The sequence below is a fragment of the Pseudofrankia asymbiotica genome, from assembly GCF_001983105.1.
In the GTDB taxonomy this organism is placed as follows: domain Bacteria; phylum Actinomycetota; class Actinomycetes; order Frankiales; family Frankiaceae; genus Pseudofrankia; species Pseudofrankia asymbiotica.
Genome location: NZ_MOMC01000005.1, coordinates 48,650 through 68,003, shown reverse-complemented (window position 1 = coordinate 68,003; position 19,354 = coordinate 48,650). Strand labels below are relative to the sequence as shown.

16 protein-coding genes and 1 pseudogene are annotated in these 19,354 nt (G+C 70.1%); 5 read left to right on the top strand and 12 right to left on the bottom strand.

All coding sequences use genetic code 11. The annotated features are described in order from the left end of the window. Positions 1-5: 5 nt before the first annotated feature. From BL253_RS01880 to BL253_RS01870, 3 genes are all read right to left on the bottom strand, one after another. Positions 6-1,265, bottom strand: a complete 1,260-nt coding sequence (locus BL253_RS01880; protein WP_076813003.1) for an ABC transporter substrate-binding protein — start codon at positions 1,263-1,265, stop codon at positions 6-8. A gap of 89 nt (positions 1,266-1,354) precedes the next feature. Continuing rightward, positions 1,355-2,557, bottom strand: coding sequence for a thiolase family protein (locus BL253_RS01875; RefSeq protein ID WP_198946124.1), 1,203 nt, complete (start codon positions 2,555-2,557; stop codon positions 1,355-1,357). Between the two features lie 32 nt (positions 2,558-2,589). Then, positions 2,590-2,982 carry a Zn-ribbon domain-containing OB-fold protein gene (locus tag BL253_RS01870; protein ID WP_076812998.1) on the bottom strand — a complete coding sequence of 131 codons (393 nt, stop codon included), beginning with the start codon at positions 2,980-2,982 and terminating at the stop codon, positions 2,590-2,592. 311 nt (positions 2,983-3,293) lie between these two features. Here BL253_RS01870 and BL253_RS01865 point away from each other — a divergent pair, with 311 nt between their 5' ends. Further along, entirely contained in the window at positions 3,294-3,905 is a 612-nt protein-coding gene (locus BL253_RS01865; protein WP_076812996.1) for a TetR/AcrR family transcriptional regulator, read from the top strand. Between the two features lie 41 nt (positions 3,906-3,946). On the opposite strand, the gene BL253_RS01860 is transcribed toward BL253_RS01865, so the two are convergent. The 6 genes from BL253_RS01860 to BL253_RS01835 form a co-directional block, all read right to left on the bottom strand. After that, a complete protein-coding gene (locus BL253_RS01860) occupies positions 3,947-4,270 on the bottom strand; it encodes a Rieske (2Fe-2S) protein (RefSeq protein ID WP_007509784.1) in 324 nt (107 codons plus the stop codon). Between the two features lie 93 nt (positions 4,271-4,363). Continuing rightward, positions 4,364-5,149 carry an SDR family oxidoreductase gene (locus BL253_RS01855; protein ID WP_076812993.1) on the bottom strand — a complete coding sequence of 262 codons (786 nt, stop codon included), beginning with the start codon at positions 5,147-5,149 and terminating at the stop codon, positions 4,364-4,366. After that, a complete protein-coding gene (locus BL253_RS01850; RefSeq protein WP_076813123.1) occupies positions 5,146-6,423 on the bottom strand; it encodes an amidohydrolase family protein in 1,278 nt (425 codons plus the stop codon). Before BL253_RS01850 ends, BL253_RS01855 begins: the two co-directional genes overlap by 4 nt. Before the next feature lie 106 nt (positions 6,424-6,529). After that, complete coding sequence (locus tag BL253_RS01845; protein ID WP_076812990.1) at positions 6,530-7,237, bottom strand: ABC transporter ATP-binding protein; 708 nt, start codon at positions 7,235-7,237, stop codon at positions 6,530-6,532. Beyond that, entirely contained in the window at positions 7,227-10,094 is a 2,868-nt protein-coding gene (locus BL253_RS01840) for a branched-chain amino acid ABC transporter permease/ATP-binding protein (protein ID WP_076812987.1), read from the bottom strand. Before BL253_RS01840 ends, BL253_RS01845 begins: the two co-directional genes overlap by 11 nt. A 67-nt stretch (positions 10,095-10,161) precedes the next feature. Continuing rightward, the gene (locus BL253_RS01835; protein WP_241834435.1) at positions 10,162-11,361 is read right to left on the bottom strand and encodes an ABC transporter substrate-binding protein; all 1,200 of its coding nucleotides are present in this window, start codon (positions 11,359-11,361) and stop codon (positions 10,162-10,164) included. A 697-nt stretch (positions 11,362-12,058) separates the two neighbouring features. On the opposite strand from BL253_RS01835, the gene BL253_RS01830 reads away from it, so the two are divergent. The 3 genes and pseudogenes from BL253_RS01830 (at position 12,059) to BL253_RS01820 (ending at position 15,338) form a co-directional block, all read left to right on the top strand. Beyond that, on the top strand, positions 12,059-13,279 hold the full coding sequence (locus tag BL253_RS01830) for a CaiB/BaiF CoA transferase family protein (RefSeq protein ID WP_076812982.1): 1,221 nt from the start codon (positions 12,059-12,061) through the stop codon (positions 13,277-13,279). A gap of 125 nt (positions 13,280-13,404) precedes the next feature. After that, complete coding sequence (locus BL253_RS01825) at positions 13,405-14,223, top strand: SDR family NAD(P)-dependent oxidoreductase (protein WP_076812980.1); 819 nt, start codon at positions 13,405-13,407, stop codon at positions 14,221-14,223. Between the two features lie 147 nt (positions 14,224-14,370). Next, positions 14,371-15,338, top strand: a pseudogene (locus tag BL253_RS01820) (TIGR03621 family F420-dependent LLM class oxidoreductase). Positions 15,339-15,411: 73 nt separating this feature from the next. Here BL253_RS01820 and BL253_RS01815 read toward each other — a convergent pair. Further along, positions 15,412-16,167: an SDR family NAD(P)-dependent oxidoreductase gene (locus tag BL253_RS01815; RefSeq protein ID WP_076812977.1), complete on the bottom strand. Its 756-nt coding sequence runs from the start codon at positions 16,165-16,167 to the stop codon at positions 15,412-15,414. 52 nt (positions 16,168-16,219) lie between these two features. Between BL253_RS01815 and BL253_RS01810 the strand changes: the two genes are divergently transcribed. After that, positions 16,220-16,981 carry a sugar phosphate isomerase/epimerase family protein gene (locus BL253_RS01810; protein WP_076812975.1) on the top strand — a complete coding sequence of 254 codons (762 nt, stop codon included), beginning with the start codon at positions 16,220-16,222 and terminating at the stop codon, positions 16,979-16,981. An 11-nt stretch (positions 16,982-16,992) separates the two neighbouring features. On the opposite strand, the gene BL253_RS01805 is transcribed toward BL253_RS01810, so the two are convergent. Beyond that, positions 16,993-18,531, bottom strand: a complete 1,539-nt coding sequence (locus BL253_RS01805; RefSeq protein ID WP_076812972.1) for a class I adenylate-forming enzyme family protein — start codon at positions 18,529-18,531, stop codon at positions 16,993-16,995. Positions 18,532-18,536: 5 nt separating this feature from the next. Next, positions 18,537-19,331, bottom strand: a complete 795-nt coding sequence (locus tag BL253_RS01800) for a class II aldolase/adducin family protein (RefSeq protein ID WP_076812969.1) — start codon at positions 19,329-19,331, stop codon at positions 18,537-18,539. Positions 19,332-19,354 lie beyond the last annotated feature (23 nt).

The following is a 19,354-nucleotide window of genomic DNA, read 5'->3' as shown; positions in this document are numbered from 1 at the left end:
GCCGGCTAGCCCGTGCCGAGTCGCGTGCCGCACCACTGGTTGGGGTCGGGGCCGCCGACGCTGGGCACGACGTCGAAGGCGGTACCGGTCTGGTTGACCTTGACGAAGCTGTAGCAGAGGTTGGCCTCACCAAAGCGGCTGAGGTCGGTCGTGGGGATCAGTCCGCCCGCGTTGTAGTTCTTCACCGCGCGCAGGCTCTCGATGAAGGCGTCACGGGTCGGGCACGCCCMGGCGAGCTCCAGGCCTCGGAGAAACTCGTCCGTCGTGACGTAGGCGGCGAACGCGACCTCGTTGTCGGTCGGGCCGAGCTCCGGCGCGTAGTCGCTCATCGCCTGCCTGTAGGTGCGAAGCGCGGGCGAGTCGGCGCTGAAGGGGATGTGCGGCGTCAGCACCGACATCCCGGCCATGCCGGCACCCTGAGTGGCGAGGACCTGTGAGTCGTAGCCGGAGGTGGTGAGCGTGACCTTGAACGTCAGCCCGGCCTGCCTCGCCGCGGCGTAGACGGGGACGAAGTCATCGGCCGACAGAATGCTGACGAGGGCGTCGGCGTTGCTCGCCGCGATCTGGGAGACGACCTTGGCGGGGGTCGTGACCCCGGCGGTGTAAACGATCGAGTCCGCCACCGTGATGCCCTGGGACCGCAGGCTCTCGGTGAACAGCTTGACCAGTCCCTGCGCCGACTGCGACATCGTGTCGTTGTAGACCAGGGCCACCTTCGTCGCGCCGAAGTGCCGCGCGTAGAGCCCGAAGGTGGTGACGGAGGAACCGGCCGCCTGCAGCGAACCGAACGTGAACATGTTCCGGTGCTGCGTCCACACCTCCTCGCCGGGGAGGCCGGCGACCGGTATCCCGTCCTTGTCCAGCTGACCCGCCGTACCGGAGATGACGATGCTCTCCGCGAGCAGGCCGAAGACCCCGGCATGCGTCACGAGATCCTGGGCGGCCAGCGTGAATCCGCTCGCGCTCCCCTGGTCGTCACGCCATTCAAGGGCGATCTTCCGCCCGTTCACGCCGCCCGACGCGTTCGCGAGGGCGATCCGGGCCTGGACGCCGCTGCGGGCAAAACGAAACCCGGCAGCGATCGGGCCGCTGTCGGGATAGATGAGTCCGACCTTCACCTCGGCCGGGGTCACTCCTGGGCTGGCGCAGGCCGCGTTGCCAGCCGCGTCGTGGTCGGCCCGCGAGCAGCCGGCCAGGGCGAGGGGAATCACGACGCCGGCCGCGGCGACGGCCGCCCAGCCCCGTCGGCGTAATTGCACTAACACGTTTTCAACTCTCTGCTGATATGGGAATAGGCGCCCGGCAAGGTTCAGTGCCGGGCGCCGTCTTGCTCGTGGAGGTTCCGTGGTTTTCCCTAGGCGGCCGCCTTCTCCAGGACGTGCACGCCGCAGGCGCTGCCGAGTCCTATGACGTGGGCCAGGCCGACCCGGGCCCCCTCGATCTGGCGATCCCCGGCCTCACCGCGCAGGTGATGGCAGATCTCCCAGACGTTCGCGATGCCGGTCGCCGCGATCGGGTGCCCCTTGGACTCCAGTCCGCCGCTGACGTTCACCGGCGTCTTGCCGTCACGCCAGGTGGCGCCGGAGTTGAAGAAGTCCACCGCGCCGCCCTCGGGGCACAGCATCAGGTTGTCGTAGTGGACCAGTTCGGCCGTGGCGAAGCAGTCGTGCAGCTCGACGAGGTCCAGGTCCTCCGGGCCGATGCCGGCCTGCTCGTAGGCGCGGGTCGCGGCCTGCCGGGTCAGCGTGTTGACGTCCGGCAGCACCTGGCATCCCTCGCGCCACGGGTCGCTGGTGAGCACCGAAGCGCTGATCTTCACCGCGCGCCTGCGCTGCTCGAGGGACAGCGTCCGCAGCTTGCTGTCGCTGACCACGACCGCCGCGGCGGCGCCGTCGCAGTTCGCCGAGCACATCGGCCGCGTGTTTGGATAGGCGATCATGACGTCATTCATGATCTCCTCGAGGGTGAACCGCTTCGAATAGGCCGCCAATGGGTTCAGCGTCGAATGCGCGTGGTTCTTCTCGGAGATCCGGGCGAACAGCTCGAAGTCGGCTCCCCCATACCTGTGCCCGTACTCCAGGCCGATCTGGGCGAACACCCCCGGCATCGAGTCCGTGCCGACCCTGCCGTCCAGCGTGGCGAGCGCGCCGAAACGGCCGTCCGGTGCCCAGGTGTCGCTTTCCTTCCGGCGGTTGACGGGGCCCAGCAGCCCGGCGCCGGAGAGCTTCTCGACGCCGACCGCCAAGCCGAGGTCGGCCTCCCCCGCCTTGATCGCCATGATGACGGTACGCAGCGCGGTCGCGCCCGTCGCACAGGCGTTGGCGACGTTGTAGACCGGGATTCCGGTCTGGCCGATCTGCTTCTGCAACTGCTGGCCGAAGGCCGAGGTCCCCGCCATCAGGCTGCCGGCGGCGAGCACATCGATGTCGTTGATGCCGACCCCCGCGTCGCCGAAGGCGGCGAGCGCCGCCTCGGAGGCCAGGTCGACCGAGTCCTTGTCCCGGTGCTTGCCGAACTTCGTCATCGAGATCCCGAGGATCCAGACGTCCTGGGTCACGGCGGACATTCCTTTCGTTGTGGCGGGCCCGCCTACGCGGGCTCGAACCCGTAACCGACGGCCTCGACGCCCGCGCCGTCCGTGCCCACAGAGACGGTGGTCAGCCGCACCTCCATACCCGTCCGCACCTGCCCGGGATCGGGCTGGACGTTCACGAGGTTTCCGCGCACGGTCGTGCCGCCGCAGTCGACGACGGCGGCGACGAACGGCACCTGAATTCCGGGCCCGGCGGTCGACACGATCGTGTAGGTGAGCAGCGTTCCCTTTCTCGGGATGTCGACCTGGTGGAAATTGGTCGCACCGCACGAGGCGCAGGCGTTGCGACGGTCGAAGAATCGCGCCCCGCACCGTTCGCACTCGTGCGCGACGAGATGGGGATCGTCAGAGAGAACCAGATAGTCCACCAGCGGGACCCGATCAGCCACGGACAACTCCCCACGCCAGGGTGTGCGTCACGACGACGTCACACGAATCGCTCATACGATTGCCCCGCGCCGGTCGTGACGCACTTCACCGCGACCGGCTCCACCGAGCCGACTACCGAGGCCCGACATGGGGGCCGCCAACCGTCGCGGGGCCCTTCGCCGGACGTCGTCCGCCCAGCGCGCGCCGCCGCCAACGAGCCTGGGACGGCCACGTGCACGCTCTTTCTTGCCGGGTCGCGCGACGCAACGGTTGACCACGCCGGTATATTTGGTCAATGACTACCCCACCCACACCGCGGCGGGCCCGCCTTATGCAGGCGCGCTCCCGCGAAACTCGACGCCGCTTGGTGCGTGCCGCACTGCGCCTGTGGTCCGAGCGAGGCTTCGAGACCGGGATCGAAGAAACGACGGCCGAGGAGATCGCCCAGGCCGCCGGAGTCACGAAGGGGACCTTCTACTTCCACTTCGCCCATAAGGAGGAAATTCTTCTCGAAATGGGGTACGAGACCGCCTCCATTCTCAGCGAGGAGGCGGCTCGCTGTATCAAGGCGAATCGTGGTCTTGAGGAGTCGCTGCGCTCCCTCATGAACGCGCTGGCGCGCAGCATCAAGGCCGCCGACCCGGCGGCCGTCATCCGCGCGCTCGCCGAGTTCCGCCGGCCCCGCCGGGCCGACGCCGAGATACCTCCCCTCGACCCGGCGTTCGCCGAGGCCTTCGAGGTGCTCTTCGCGCGGGCGCAGAAGGAAGGCGAGGTGACCGACCAGGTCGAGCCGTCGGAGATGGCGCAGATCCTGGAGGCCCTGGTGCTGGACTCCATTCTGGAATGGGCCCAGGGCCGCACCGGACGGCTCAACCTGGCCCTGCACCGCCGCACGGCCATCGTGCTCGCGGGGCTGCATCCGGACAGCAGCCTCTCGCTCTGACGCCCGGYCGGCGGCTCCGCTCATCTTCTTGTCTTCTTGCTTCAGATCTGGATCTGGACGACGTCGTCCTGAACACGGGTGGGGAAGACCATCAGATCCTGGTTGAATCCGTCGGAGGACGAGGGCCGGACGCAGGCGCCGGAACGCACGTCATACCGGCTGGCGTGCGTGGGGCAGATGATGAAACAGCCCTCGTCCAAGGCTCGCCCGCCCAGCTTGCTGCCCTGGTGCGGGCACAGGTTCTGGAAGGCATAGAACTCGCCGTCCACGTTGGCGACCGCCACTGGGAAGCCGTCCACGTCGACGGTCGTCGTCTCGCCCGGCTCGATGAAGTCGACCGGCAGGGCATCATAGAACTCGGCCACTAAAGAATCTCCGGCACCAATCGCCTTAGAGGCCGGAAGGCATGCTGAAATGATCTTCTTTCGCATGCCTGGCGGCCATTGCCTCTGGCATCACTAGTAGCTGCGGGCGCGGACGACGTCGAGCTTCTGGCCACGAGGTCGGGTGGCGATGAAGATGTGGACGTCGGCCACGCTTTCGACTGTCATTCCGCCGTGCTTGCCTATCACCCGGTTGATCGTTCCCTCCGCCTGGAGACGCGGCCACACCAGGTGTGTGTGCTCCCCGCTGTCCTCCCAGTCGGTCGAACCGCCGCCCTCGCCAAGCGCCACGCCCTGGATCAGGGTCGTGACCCTGATCTCCTCCTTCTCGAACTCCAGGCCCAGCGCCTGGCCAAGCGCCTCGAGACCCGCCTTGGTCGACTTGTAGATGGCCTCGTACGGGAACACCTCGAGAGTCACCTCGGACGAGGTGTTGATGATGTCGCCACCGCCCGCGGCCCGGATCAGGGGAATCGCCGCCCGGCAGGTGTAGATCGGGCCCATCAGGTTGGTGCGCACCACCCGGCTGATGTCCTCGTCGGAGAGCGCCTCGAAGGGAGCGGGCCGATGCAGGCCGGCGTTGTTGATGAGGATGTCGAGCTTTCCGAACTGCGCCCTGATGGCCTCGAACGCGCTCCGCACGCTGTCCGGGTCGCCGACGTCGGTCGTCACGCCCACGGCACGCGGCCCTAACTCCTCCTCGAGCGCCTTCAGCCGTTCGGCCCCCCGCGCCAGGAGAACGACGGAGGCGCCCTCGGTCGCGAACCTCCTGGCGATCGCCAGGCCGGACCCGCTGGTCGCGCCCGTCACCGCGACCACCTTGCCGGCGAGCTGCCCCTCGCCGCCGCCAGTCTCGCTCATCGGACGAGTACTCCGATCCCGGCGGCCTCGTTACGCCGCCGCCATTCGTTCTTGGACATCCGGGTCGTGTCGACGTGCGCGTTGCGTGCACGCGTCCGCAGCGCGCCGACCGTGGCCTGCTCGCGCGGAATGGCGGTGAACGGGTCGAAACCGAAGAACCGGCAGGCGTTCTGCCAGGTGATCTTGTGGGTCTCCTCCTCGGTCACCCCGGCGTCGACCAGTTCGCTCCAGAGGATCTCCGGCGACTCGGGCCAGGTCGTGTCCGTGTGCGGGTAGTCGGACTCCCAGGCGATGATGTCGATGCCGATGTCGTGCCGGTTCTTCAGCCCGGTCGGATCGGTGATGAAGCAGCCCAGCACGTGCTCCCGGAAGATCTCCGACGGGAGCCGGCCACCGAAGTCGTTCTGCAGCCACAGCTGGTTCTTCACATGCCGGTCGGCCCGCTCCAGGTAGAACGGGATCCAGCCGATGCCGGCCTCCGAGAAGGCGATCTTGAGGGTCGGGTACCTCAGCAGCACCCCGCCGAACAGCAGGTCCTGCGCGACCAGGGTCATGACCTGCGTGGACAGGATGATCGAGTGGTCCGGCGGGGCCTCGACCGGCAGCTTGAGCAGGCCCATGCCGCCGCCGATGTGCAGGCAGAGCACGGTCCCGGTCTCGACGACGGCGTTCAGCAGCGGGTCCCAGTGGCCGGACAGGAGGCTGGGGTATCCCTGCGCGTGCGGGGCCTCCAGGAAGCTGACCGCCGGGCAGCCCTTCGCCGCGAGCCGGCGTACCTCCGCCGCCGCGAGCTCGGGGTCCCACATCGGGAGCATCCCGATCGGGATGAACCGGCCGGGAGCGCCGGCGCACCACTCGTCGATGTGCCAGTCGTTGTACGCCTGGAGCATGATCAGGGAGAGCTGCTTGTCGGGCGCCTCGGCGAACGTCCTGGCGTTGTAGCCCGCCATGCTGGGGAAGCACATCGACGCGAGCACGCCGTTGGCGTTCATGTCGTCGATCCGGGCGTTCAGGTCGAAGCACCCGGGCCGCAGCTCGGTGTAGGTGCCGGGATCGCGGCCCCATTCCTCGGCCGGCCAGCCGACCGTCGCGGCCATGCCGAACGGCGTCGACGTCGCCGCGCCCTGGAAGACCCACTGGTCGATCCCGTCGGCGTTGCGGATGACCTTCGGCGCCTGGTCCCGGTACTTGGCCGGAACGTGCCTTTCGTACATGTCGGGCGGCTCGATCGAATGATCATCGATGCTCACGAGGATCATGTCTTCTTTTTGCATCGGCACGCGACCTTCCGGACTCCACGCTCGACACCGTCAGTATTTGAACTCAGTTTAACTATGCCACGGGGCCGTCCGCCAGTGGCGGACGACCCCGAGTCCACCGTCAGACGCCGACGTCCTGGCCGAGGTAGGCGCGCTCGACCCGGCGAAGGTTCTGCCTCGCCTCGTCGGCCGAACCCGACCACACCACGCTGCCGCGCTGCAGGATGTATGCCCGGTCGGCGACGGCCAGAGCCTGGCGGGCGTGCTGCTCGACGAGCAGCACGCCCGCGCCGCGGTCGGCGGCCCCGCGCAGCGCCTGCATGAGCCTGGTGACGATCTTGGGTGCCAGGCCGAGGGAGAGCTCGTCCGCCAGCAGCACGGTGGGCTGGGCCGCCAGTGCTCTCGCCGTCAGGAGCATCCGCTGCTCGCCGCCGGACAGCAGGCCGGCCCGCCGGCGCAGCAGCGGCCGGAGCTCGGGGAACAGGTCCAGGGCCTGCTCGACGGGCCCCTGGCCGATGCGCAGGTTGTCGTGCACCGTCAGCCGGGAGATGACGGAACGCTCCTCGGGTATGACGCCCAGACCGTCGCGCACCCGGCGGTGCAGCGACGCCTTGGTCGGGTTGCCGCGCCACTGCACCTCCCCGCCGAGGCCGGGAAGCGCCCCGGCGAGGGTCAGGAGAGTGGTCGTCTTGCCGGCCCCGTTCGGGCCGAGGACGACGACGATCTCGCCCGGACGCACGTCGAGGCTGACGTCCCGCACGCAGGGGATCTTCCGGTAGCCGGCGAACAGGCCCCTGGCCCGCAGCACCGCCGTGGACTCATCGGACATCGCCGACCACCTCCTCCTCGCGCTCCGCCGCCCGCGCGGGCTCCTCCTCGCCGTGCTCCTCGTCGCCGTGCTCATCGTCGCGTTCCTCGCCGAGGTAGGCGGCGACCACCCGCGGGTCAGTGCGGATCTCCGCCGGCGTCCCGGTCGCGATGACCTTCCCGAAGTCCATGACCACGAGGCGGTGGCACACCCGGTTGAGCATCGGGACGTCGTGCTCGACGAGCAGGATGCCGATGCCCCACTCGTCGGCCAGCCGCAGCAGCAGGTCGGAGAGCTCCTGCGTCTCGGTCTCGTGCAGCCCGGCGGCCGGCTCGTCGAGCAGCAGGATCGACGGCTCGGTCGCGATGGCCCGGGCGATGGCGACCTGCCGGCGACGGCCGTACGGCAGCTCGGAGGGCACCCGGTGCAGGTCGCCCGCCAGCTCGAACATCTCGATCGCCGACCGGGCGGCCGGCGTCAGCTCGGTGTGCTTCGGGCGCACCAGGTCCGTCAGGTAGGCGGCCGAGTCGCGCGGGTCCGACGCGGTGCGCAGGTTCTCCAGGACGCTCAGCTGGTCGAACAGCTCGAGCGACTGGAAGGTCCGCCCGACGCCCAGCCGGGCCCGCCGACGGGCGTTCATGCCGTCGATCCGGACGCCGTCCAGCAGGATCGTCCCGTCCTGCACCCGGTTGAAGCCGGTGACCGCGTCGATGAAGGTCGTCTTGCCGGCGCCGTTCGGCCCCATCAGGCCGACGATCTCGCCTGGGCGCACTTCGATCGACACCCCGCCGAGGGCCTGGACCCCGCCGAAGCGGACCGAGACGTCCCGCACCTCCAGCACTCGCGGCGCGACCCGGCGCGGCACGGCGGGTGGCACCGTGGACGCGGCCCTGACGAGCGCCGCGACCGCCGTGTCCGGCGCCGTCTCACCGGTACCGGTACCGGTACCGGCCTCCGCGCCGGGCGCGGCGTCCACGCCGGCGCCGGTGGCGTCGGTGGCGTCGCGCGGCGTCGCGCGCCGGAAGGGAAGGCTCGCCCACGGCAGCTTCCACGTGACGACCCAGGCGGCCAGCCCGTTGGGGTACTGGATCAGGGTCGGCACGAGCAGCACCGCGAGGCCGAGGGTCACGTACTGGTTGGCGGAACCGTTCGTGATCAGCTCACCGAAGATCTTGGGCGTCACGCCGCCGGCGATGCTGAGGCCGGCCGCGACGCCACCGACCAGGAAGCCGACACCGCTGATCACCGTGTTGATGATCACGGCGATCGAGTTGAAGACGTTGAACTGGCTGAAGTCGACGTAGCTCGTCTGGAAGGCCAGCAGGACGCCGCCCAGCCCCGCGATCCCCGCCGAGAGCGCGAACGCGTAGAGCTTGGCGCCGTACACGCTGATCCCCAGCGAGGCGGCGGYCCGTTCGTTGCCCCGGACGGCCACCAGCCGTCTCCCCGACCGGCCCCGCCTGATGTTCCCGGCGACCAGCCCGGCGAGGAGCAGTGCCACCACGCAGACGATGGCATAGCGCTTGGGGTGGTTGATCGCGTCGATATCCCAGCCGAACAGCGTGGGCGGATCGACGACCGTGCCTTCCAGGCCGCCGGTGAGCGGGACGCTCTGGAACAGGATGCTCTGGAAGGAGTAGGCCAGGCCGAAGGTGGCGATGGCCAGGTGGATTCCCCGGGTCCGCAGCGCCGGCAGCCCCACGAGGACGCCGACGGGCACGGCCGCGGCGATGCCGATGACGACCGCCAGCAGGAACGGGAGGCCGTGGACGGCGGCCAGCCGGGAGGCGACGTAGCCGCCCCAGCCCGCGAACGCGTACTGCGCCAGGGACAGCTGGCCGGCGTACCCGGTCACGACCACCAGCGACACACAGATGATCGCCCCGATGGTCGTGGCGGTCAGCGCGTCGTTCCAGGTCGTCGGCGTGATCAGGATGAGCACGACCATCGCCGCGACGGCGACCGCCAGCCAGCGGGGCCGCGGGACGCCCGTCCCGATCTCCGGAAGCAGCTCGTTCACGTGGCTGCGCAGCGGCAGGCTCTGCCCCCGGGCGACGAGCACCAGGATGACGAACAGGAACGGGACCGCGTCGCTCCAGCCCGATGCGTGCACGTAGTTGGTGATCTCGGACTGGGCGATGCCGATGAGCAGCGAGGCTCCGAGGGCAAGGGCGAAGGAGTCGAACCGGGCCAGCATCGCGGTGGCCAACGCGGGGATGATCAACAGGACGAGGGTGTTGATGTCCAGGCCGGCGATCGGCGCGATGAGGATGCCCGCGAGGCCCGCGAGCATCGCGCCGAGGGTCCAGTTGATCCCGGCGATCACGTCGGGTGAGTGGCCCATGAGCTGCGCGCCGCGCTCGTTCTCGGCCACCGCCGAGGTGATGGCGCCGAACCTGCTGTACCGGTAGACCAGCCAGAGGGTCGCCGACACCACGATCGCGATGCCGAGCAGGACGAAACGGTCGAGGCCCACCGCCGCGTCGCCGATCGGGCTGACGCTCCTCGTCGGCAGGAACGACGGCACGATCCGGATCGAGGTTCCGAACACGATCCGGCCGAGCTGTTGCAGCACGACCATGACGCCGAGGGTCGCGATCACCCTGGTCAGCGGCGGCGCGTGCCGTAGCGGACGCATGACCAGCAGGTGCATGAGGGTGCCCATGACACCGGAGATGAGCAGCGCCAGCACGACCGACGGCGCCACCGGCAGACCGGCGCTGACGTGCAGGTCGTAATAGGCGAGGGCGCCCACGGCGGCGAACGCGCCGTGAGCGAAGTTGAGGACGCCCGACCCTCGGTAGATGAGGACCAGGCCCTGCCCGGCCAGGGCGTAGATGGCGCCCAGCCCCAGGCCGAGGAAAAGGAAACGGATCACTGGACCACCCCCTGCCCGCGGGTCGTCACCGACCCGCGGGCATCGCGGCTTTCACGCATCGTGATCGTTACGGCTTCGGCGTGAAGACGGGCACGTAGCCATCGGACGTCTGCACGAGCTTGCCGTCCTTCACGACCCCTTCGACGATCTGGTGGTTGAAGAGGCGGCCAAGCCCGGGGAAGTCGAAGTCCTTGGTCGTGGTGTAGCCGTCCGGCAGCAGCCCGAACACGTTGAAGTTCGTGAGCTTGCTGAAGGCGTCGAGCGTCGAGGCCCGGGTGACGTCGCCCTTGATGGTGCGCGCCACCTGCGCGAAGGCCCAGGTACCCATCCAGGCGTTCAGGCTGACCTGGTCGATGTCGGCCTTCGGCTGGTACTTGGCCATCTCGTCCTTGAACCTCTTGATGCCCGGCATGTCGCTGGTCACCAGCGGGAGGCCCGCCGCGACGAGCAGGCCGTTGGCCTTGTCACCGAGCGACTTCAGGGTGTCCTCGGTGAGCGACCCCGCGCTGGCGGACAGCTTCTGGGTGAAGTTGCCGCTCTTGGCCACGTTCAGCCACGAGGCGACGTGGGTCGGCATCATGGCCATCGCCACGCCGTCGCCCTTGGCCCCGGCGGTCACGACCGGAGTCAGGTCGGTGGCGGTCACCTCGACCGGGATGCCGCCCATGAGCTTGATGCCGCGGCCCTGCTGCAGCGTGATCGTGTTGAATCCCACCGCGGAGGCCGCCGCGGCGACGTTCGTGTAGGCGACCTGGATGTTCTTCGCGCCGTTGTCGGCCAGGACGGTCCCCAGGCCCGCGCCGTCCGAGCCCGCGAGCGGGAAGGAGTTCGGCGAGGAGAGAGTCGACTGGGCGGTCGGCTGCGAGGCGATGTTCGGCACGTGCGCCGCGTTCAGGATCGTGTTGGTCTGCTCCGGGAACGCCTGGTAGTCGCCGACCTCCGCGATCACGTCCTTGTCCGCGACCAGGTTGCGGGCGCACGTCGTCGCCGCGGTCGGGCTCTCGGTTCCCTTGGCGTCACACACCTTCACCTTGAGCGGGTGGCCGTTGATGCCCCCCGACGCGTTCACCGCCGCCGCGGCGGCCTGCGCGGCCTGGTACGCCTCGGTGCCGGGGGTGACGCTCGTGAGAGTCGTGATCACTTCGATGGTGATGGGCGACCCGGCGAGCCCACCGCTCGCCGTGTCCGCGTCCTTGGAGTCGTCGCCGCCGCCACAGGCCGCGACCAAGGCCGCTAACAGACCCGCGGCAACCGTCACCGAAATCATCTTGTTGTTCTTCACGCCGGGACTTCCCTTCCGAGTACGACTGCACCGAGATGGCGCTGGAGACTGCTTCGACGGTCGTTCGAGCTCGATGCCATGACCCGCGGGGTTTCGGCGGCTCCACACGAGTCGGGCTCGCCCGGAGCCCGGATGGCCCTAGATCGTCTTCATGGCCGATGGACGGCGGCGCCTGCGATGGCCCGCGGTCGCGCCGGCCCCACGCCAACTCCTCCCGGGCGCGGTCCCCCGACCTCCGAGCCGGGTTTGTACTGAGTACAAGATCTGAGGGGTAATGTTTAGCAGGTGGCGGCAGGTCACACAAGACCTCGCCGCCAAACTCCGGCCCCCCCAGGGCACCTGGCCGCCGACGCGGGACACCGCCAAACGTCGACGCAAGCTCTCACCGAAAGTGCTCGCGTCGCCACCCAACGACCGCGCCGCGAGCATGACCCCGCCACCCGCACATCCGTACGCGGGACGGGTCGCCCGCGCCCGGCGACACCCACAGGCGCCGTGCGGTCACCGCGGGCCGCTGGACGACCACACGTGGACGTCGGCCGGCCACGAACCCATCCCCCGCGAGACCCATCCCTTGCGTTCTTGTACTCAGCCTAACTACGGTATCCGGGGACGAGCCGTTCGCCGACCCAAGCAGCGTCCGACCGGCTTCCACGCCGCTCGCAGGAAGGACCGGGGATCAGTGCAGAAGCCGATGGCAGGCGTCAAGATGATCGAGGTCGCCCAGTTCACATTCACCCCGGCGGCAGGCGGAGTCCTCGCCGAGTGGGGCGCCGACGTGATCAAGGTCGAGCACGCCGAGCGGGGTGACGCGCAGCGCGGGATGGTGAACCACCCGAAGGACGGCACGTTCCACCCGATCATGGATCATCCGAACCGCGGCAAGCGCAGCATCGGCCTTGATCTGGAAAACCCCGCCGGGCACGCGGTCCTCCTCGAGCTGGTCAAGGACGCGGATATCTTCCTCACCAACTTCCTCCCGGACGCGCGCAAGCGCCTCGGCATCGAGCTCGAGGACATCCGCAAGGCCAACCCGGACATCATCTATGTACGCGGAAGCGCGCACGGTCAGCGCGGTCCGTGGGCGGAGAAGGGCGGGTACGACGGCTCCTCGTTCTGGTGCCGCATGGGCAGCGCCTGGGGTGTGACGCCGCCGGACAGCCCTCGGGTCCTCACCATGCCGGGCGGCGCCTACGGCGACTCCATGGGCGGGATGACGATCGCGGGCGGCATCGCCGCCGCGCTCTATGGCCGGGCGGCGACCGGGGAGCCGTCCGTGATCGACGTGTCCCTGATGAGCGTCGGGGCCTGGGCGTTCGCGCTCGATCTCAGCAACGCGTCGCTGACGCGGGCCGAGAAGACGCCGATATCCATCAACGAGATGATGGCGAACGCCCCGCTGAACCCCACGGTCGGCCATTTCCGAACCTCGGACGGGCGTTGGATCAACTTCACCATGATTCAGSCGTTCCGCTACTTCGCCGACGTCTGCCGCCACCTCGGCCTGGACGAGCTCATCGACGACGAGCGCTTCAACACGGCCCAGAAGCTCATGGCCAACGCGACCGCGGCCGGCCAGTACATCACCGAGGCCATCGCCCAGAAGCCGTTCGCCTACTGGAGCAGTCACCTGCAGACCATGGAAGGCCCGTGGGCGCCGGTGCAGGGCCCGCTCGACATCCTGGACGACCCCCAGATGGAGGCCAACGGCTACATCCGGCCGGTCGTGGACAGCGAGGGCAAGGAACGCCGCCTGATCGCCAACCCGGTCCAGTTCGACGCCCAGCCGCCCGAGACCAGCCGCGGGCCGCTGTTCGCGGAGCACACCGACGACCTGCTGCGCGAGCTCGGCCACTCCGAGGACGAGATCCTCGAGCTCAAGATCGCCGGCGCGGCCACCTGACGGAGCCGCGGCGGTAACGTTCGCCGCCAGTAGATCGCCGTCACCGTGTTGCCACCGTCGCGAATCCGGGCAGATCGCGACCGCGGCGACACGGTCGCGGCGATCATGATGAGAGAGGCATACACGTGACCTTCACGATCGACCTCGGCGAGCGCACGGCTCTCGTCACCGGTGGCGGCCAGGGCGTGGGGCGAGCGACCTGCCTGTCCCTGGCGGCGGCGGGCGCCAGGGTGCTCGTCAACGACTTCGTGCCCGACCGGGCCGACGAGGTCGTCAAGGAGATCGAGGCCGCCGGCGGCGTAGCGCTGGCCCGCCCCTTCGACGTCTCCGACTACGCGGCGGTGACCGCGGCGATCGGCGCCGACACCGTGGACATCCTGGTGAACAACGCCGGGAACGCCGGGCCCGGCGGCTGGGACGTGAAGAACCCGGCCGGCGGCTCGAAGGGGGTCTCGGTCAGCGTCGGGGCGTTCGCGACCACCGAGCCGGCCGACTGGGACCGTTACTTCGCCGTGAACCTGTACGGGGTACTGAACTGCACCCGCGTGGCGCTGCCCAACATGCTCGCCGCGGGTGAGGGCCGGGTCATCACGATCGTCTCGGACGCCGGGCGCGTGGGCGAGGCGAACATGGCGCCCTACTCGGCCGCCAAGGCCGGCGCGGCGGGGTTCATGCGCGCGCTGGCACGCGAGGTCGGCGGCAAGGGGATCACGGTCAACAGCGTGGCGCTCTCCACCGTGGACACCCTCGGCCTCGAGGAGATGGCCCGCGAGTCAGCCGAGCTGGCCGACCGCCTGCGCCGCCAGCTCAAGCGGTACATGGTCCCCCGCCTGGGACGGCCAGACGACGTGGCCGGCCTCGTCACGTTCCTCGCGAGCCCGCTCGCCTCCTGGATCACCGGCCAGACCTACCCGGTGAACGGTGGCTATTCCGTCTCGGCGTGAGGGCCGTCATTCTGGCGCCGCTCAGGACAGCCCGGCCACACAACCCCAGCCCGCCAGCCGAGCCCGCCAGATCCAGACGATCACGGAAGTCGGACTGGGTCAACAATCGTGGACCGGCAGCAGTCCCCTGCTCTAGAGTTCACGATCATGGCGAGTTCGAGGCCCTTCCGATTCGCGGTGCAGGCGACCAAGGCGCGTTCCGGCGGTGAATGGCGAACGCTCGCCCGCCGGATCGAGGATCTGAGGTTCTCCACGCTCTTCCTGGCAGACCACTATCTGGGTCACGGGCCGGCGAGCAGCGAGAGCCGCCAACCGCCGCAGCATCTCGCTCCGATCACCGCGATGGCCGTCGCCGCGGCCGTGACCGAAACGCTACGGATCGGCTGCCGGGTCTTCTGCGTCGATTACCACGTGCCCGCCGTGCTGGCCAAGGAGGCGGCCACCCTCGACCTGCTGTCGGACGGGCGGCTGGAGTTCGGCATCGGCGCCGGCTGGAGCGCGCCCGAGTACCGGGCGATGGGACTGGAGTTCGCGCCGGGCCGCGGCGGATCACCAAGCTCGAAGAGGTGATCGCGCTGTTCAAGGCGCACTGCTCGGGCGAGGAGCTGGACCAGCACGGCGAGTTCGTAGACGTGAGCGGCTACGCCGGGCTGCCCCTGCCCGCGCAACGGCCGCACCCGCCGATCATGATCGGCGGCGGGAAGAAGCGGGTGCTGACGCTCGCCGGCCGCCACGCCGACATCGCGAGCATCGCGAACGTGCCGTTCACACCCGTGAACGACGACGGGCTGACCCCGCCTCAGGAGGCGGAACGCCGGATCGGCTACGTGCGGGACGCGGCCGGTGAGCGGTTCGCCACGCTCGACGTCGAGGGCTCACCGTTCTTCACCCGGGTGACCGACGACCCGGAGGGCGCGCTCGCGCCGGTCGCCAAGGCGATGGGCATGGCGCCCTCCGAGCTGCGGAACCATCCCAACGTCCTGGCCGGCACCGCGGACGAGATCGTCGACCTGTTGGAGCTGCGGCGGGAGGCCTTCGGGGTCAACTACGTGAGCGTCCAGCAGTCCGACGCGGAGGCGTTCGCGCCGATCGTCGCCCGGCTGGCCGGGAAGTAGGCCCCTGGAGGGCCAAAGGGCATGCGAAAATGATCTTCTTCGCATGCCCGGCGGCCATTGTCCCCAAAAGCGCTCAGCGGGCCGTGTAGCCGCCGTCCACGGGGAGCAGCGCGCCGGTCACGAACGACGACTCGTCGCTGGCCAGGAAGAGCGCGGCGGCCGCCAGCTCCTCCGGCAGGCCCCACCGCTTCATCGGCTGCGGCGGGATCAGGTCGGCCGGCGGGGCCGAGCCGGGCTCCCCGCCGGCGAGGCCCGTCCAGACCATGCCGGGGCAGATCGCGTTCACCCGCACCCCCTGGGTGGCGTAGTCGAGCGCGGCCGACCTGGTGAGCTGCACGACCCCGCCCTTGGCCGCCGCGTAGACCGCCTGGTTCTTCATCCCGACCAGGCCGGTGACGGACGCCGTGTTGACCACCGAGCCGCCGCCGGTGCGCAGCATGGCCGCGATGCCGTGCCGCATGCCGAGGAAGACGCCCTTGAGGTTGACCGCGACGATGTCGTCGAAGATCTCCTCGTCGAACTCGGCCAGCGGGCGGCGCGGGCCGCCGAAGCCGGCGTTGTTGAACAGCACGTCGAGGCCGCCGAATTCGCGCTCGGCGGTTTCGATCATTCGCGCGACGTCGTCGTTCCGTGATACGTCGACATGAACAGCTACCGCTCCGTCACCGATCTCGGCAACGATTTCCTCTTCTTTCCCGCTGATGTCCGCGCATACCACGCGAGCACCTTCCCGCGCGAAGAGGAGGGCTGTTGCGTACCCTATTCCCGAACCGGCGCCGGTGACCACGGCGACCTTTCCAGCCAGCCGACCCGTCTTTTCATCACTCATAGGGGGAAGTATAGTACAACCGTATAGCAGAGGTGAATTTCGAGGAGGTCATATGGCGACGGTCGAGCTCGCGCTGAGCCCCGACACGATGTGGGACGTTGACATGGCCGCGATGGYCGGCGCGACCCGGGCGGCCGGCTTCTCGGCGCTCGGGCTCGCGGTCGGCCGGGCGGACGAGACGGCCGCGGCCGCGTTCGACACGCCCGGGCTGCGCTGCCACGAGCTGATGGCGCTGCTGTTCACCGGGCGGGACGACACCGTGCTCCGGCACGCGGCCCGGCTCGCCAGGTCGGCGGCGGCCGTACGGGCCGAGTGGGTCGTGGCCACTTTCCTCGCGCCGCTCGACGGGCAGTCGCTGGACCTCCTCAAGCGGAGCGCGGACGTCTTCGCCGAGGCGGGGGCGCGGCTGGCGGTGGAGCCGAGCCCGCTCGGCGGGGTGGCCTCGATCGACGACGCGCTCGAGGTGGTCGAGGCCGCAGGCCCGGAGCGGGCCGGGGTACTGATCGACAGCTGGCACTTCTTCCGCGGTGGCGCCCCCTGGGAGCAGCTCGAGCAAATCCCGCTCGACCGCGTCGCGTACGTGCAGATGGCCGACGCGCTGCCGCCGGCCTCCGACGACGCGGTGAACGAGACCGCGAACCGGCGGGCGCTTCCGGGGCAGGGCGTGCTCGACCTCGCCCGGTTCGCCGGAACGCTGCGCGACCGCGGCTACGACGGACTCGTCAGCGTGGAGGTGCTGAACGAGGAGCTGCGCCGCCGTCCGCTGGAGCTGCCTAAGGCGGCCGCGGCGGCGACGGCGCCGTACTGGCGCTGACGGCGGGCCACTCACGCCGAGCCGATCCGGAACCGGCGGACCTTGCCGACACTGGTGCGCGGCAGCTCGGCGATCAGGTGCCACTCGCGGGGGCGGGCGGCCGGCGGGAGGTTGCCGGTCGCCCAGTCCGCCAACGCGGCCAGGTCGGGCGGGGCGCCCGCGTCCCGCGGCACGACGTACGCGACGGGGACGACGTCGCGGGTCGGGTCCGCCCTGGCCACCACCGCGGCCTCCAGGACGCCCGGCGCCTGCGCCAGGACCGACTCCACCTCGGTGAGGCTGACGTTCTCGCCGGAAACCTTGATCACGTCATCGAGCCGGCCGACGAAGCGCAGCCGCCCGTCGGCGTCGGCCGCCACCAGGTCGCCGGTCGTGAACCAGCTCGTCCCGTCCGGGAGGTCGGTGAACGACCGGCCGTTCGTCTCCGGGTCGTCGAGGTAGCCCGCGAAGAGGTCCGCGCCGCGCACCCCGCGTACCCGCAGCATGCCGGGCGTCCCCGTGGCGGCGGGACCGCCGTTCACCGGGTCGACCACCGCGATCTCGCGGTCGCCGAGCGGCTCGCCGATCACGTCGTGCCGCAGCGGGACGCTGGTGTCACCGGTGACCGCCGCGATGGTCTCGGTCATCCCGTAGAGCTGGCGGGGCCGGCATCCGATGATCGCGGCGAACCGCTCGTAGTGCTGCTCCCCGAGGCTCTGCGCGAACCACACGTGCCGCAGCCGCAGCGGCGGGAGCTCGCTCCCGCAGCGGGCGAGGATCATCCGGATCGGCGCCGCGAACAGGCTCGCGTGCGTCGCGCCGAGCTCGTCGGCCTGCCGCGCCCAGCGGGACGCGGAGAACGCGTGGGTGAGCGCGACGGCGGCGCCGGTCGCGATCGCCGGGGCGAAGCAGTAGTACTGCGCGTTCGCGTGGAAGAGCGGCAGCGTGACGAGCCAGCGGTCCTCGGGGCGCAGGCCCACGGCCGCGGCCATGACCGCGCCGACCGTGTGGTAGTTCTCCTGCGTCAGCACGACGCCCTTCGGCTCGGACGTGGTGCCCGACGTGAACATCACCGCGAGCCGGTCGGACGGGCCGACGCCGGCCACGGCGGCGGTGACGGGCTCGCCGTGGGAGAGCGGGCCGCCCGGTGCCACGTCGGCGGCCGTCTCGGCGAGCTCGACCACCACGGGAACCGCGCCGGCGGCGCCCGCGTGGTAGGCGTCCGCTCGGGCGGCGGCGCACAGGGCGACGGCCGGCCGGATCCGGCGGACCTGGGAGGCGATGTCGCGCGCCGTCGACGCCGGGTCGGCGGGCACGATCCAGGCGCCCAGCCGGGCGGCGGCGAGCCAGGTGGCGACGAAGGCCGGGCAGTTGGCGAGCGCGAGGTGCACGCACGAGCCGCGCCCCACACCGGCGGCCCGCAGCGTCCCGGCGGTCTCCGCGACGACCTGGTCGAACTCCTCGTACGAGTACGCGTTGATCGCGTGGTCGTCGCGGAAGAGGAGGAAGAGTCGGTCGCCGTGGCCGGCCACAGCCGCGGACCACTGCTCGTGAAACGTCGTGGAGGGCACCGGCGTCAGTCCGCGTAGGACGGGTCGAGCCGCTCGATCTTCCGCAGCAGCGCGGGCCACTCGCGGTCGTGCGAGCCGGCGAGGTCGCCCAGCCACTGGCGGACGGTCAGCGCGACCACCTCCGGCGGCGGGATGGTGAGCGGCCGCCCGCTGGACAGCGCCAGCAGCTGCGCCCGCGCGGCCTTGTCCAGGTAGAAGGTCTCCGTCATGGCGTGCCCGACACTGCGGCCGACCGTGAGCGTCCCGTGGTTGCGCAGGATCAGGCCGGCGTGGTCGCCGAGGTCGCTGACCAGTCGCTCCCGCTCGCCCGAGGCGAGCGCGATGCCCTCGTAGTCGTGGTAGCCGAGCCGCTCGTGGAAGCGCATCGCGTGCTGGGTCAGCGGAAGCAGCCCGTCGGCCAGCGTCGAGAGCGCCATGCCTGCCTCGGTGTGCAGGTGCACCACGGCGTGCGCGTCCTCGCGGGCGGCGTGGATCGCGCCGTGGATGACGAAGCCCGCCGCGTTCGGCCGGAACGGGCTCTCGCCGACGACCGTGCCGTCCAGGTCGATCTTCACCAGGCTGGACGCGGTGATCTCGTCGAAGCCAAGGCCGAGCGGGTTGACCAGGAAGTGGCCGCCTGGGCCGGGTACCCGCGCCGAGATGTGGGTGTAGATCAGGTCGTCCCAGCCGAAGAGCGCGCACAGACGGTACGCGGCGGCCAGATCGCGCCGGACCTGCCGCTCCTCGGCCGACATCGGCCCGTCCTCGGCGATCCGCGTGACGGGCAGTTCGAAGGACGAGTATTCGGTGACAGTTGCCATGCCCGCTCCACCGTCCGGCTAGG

Bases quoted from the DNA above. Each gene is read 5' to 3' on its own strand.
- BL253_RS01865 (WP_076812996.1), top strand. From the start codon at position 3,294: ATGCAGGCGCGCTCCCGCGAAACTCGACGCCGCTTGGTGCGTGCCGCA.
- BL253_RS01850 (WP_076813123.1), bottom strand. From the start codon at position 6,423: ATGCAAAAAGAAGACATGATCCTCGTGAGCATCGATGATCATTCGATC.
- BL253_RS01855 (WP_076812993.1), bottom strand. From the start codon at position 5,149: ATGAGCGAGACTGGCGGCGGCGAGGGGCAGCTCGCCGGCAAGGTGGTC.
- BL253_RS01815 (WP_076812977.1), bottom strand. From the start codon at position 16,167: ATGAGTGATGAAAAGACGGGTCGGCTGGCTGGAAAGGTCGCCGTGGTC.
- BL253_RS01800 (WP_076812969.1), bottom strand. From the start codon at position 19,331: ATGGCAACTGTCACCGAATACTCGTCCTTCGAACTGCCCGTCACGCGG.
- BL253_RS01835 (WP_241834435.1), bottom strand. From the start codon at position 11,361: ATGATTTCGGTGACGGTTGCCGCGGGTCTGTTAGCGGCCTTGGTCGCG.
- BL253_RS01845 (WP_076812990.1), bottom strand. From the start codon at position 7,237: ATGTCCGATGAGTCCACGGCGGTGCTGCGGGCCAGGGGCCTGTTCGCC.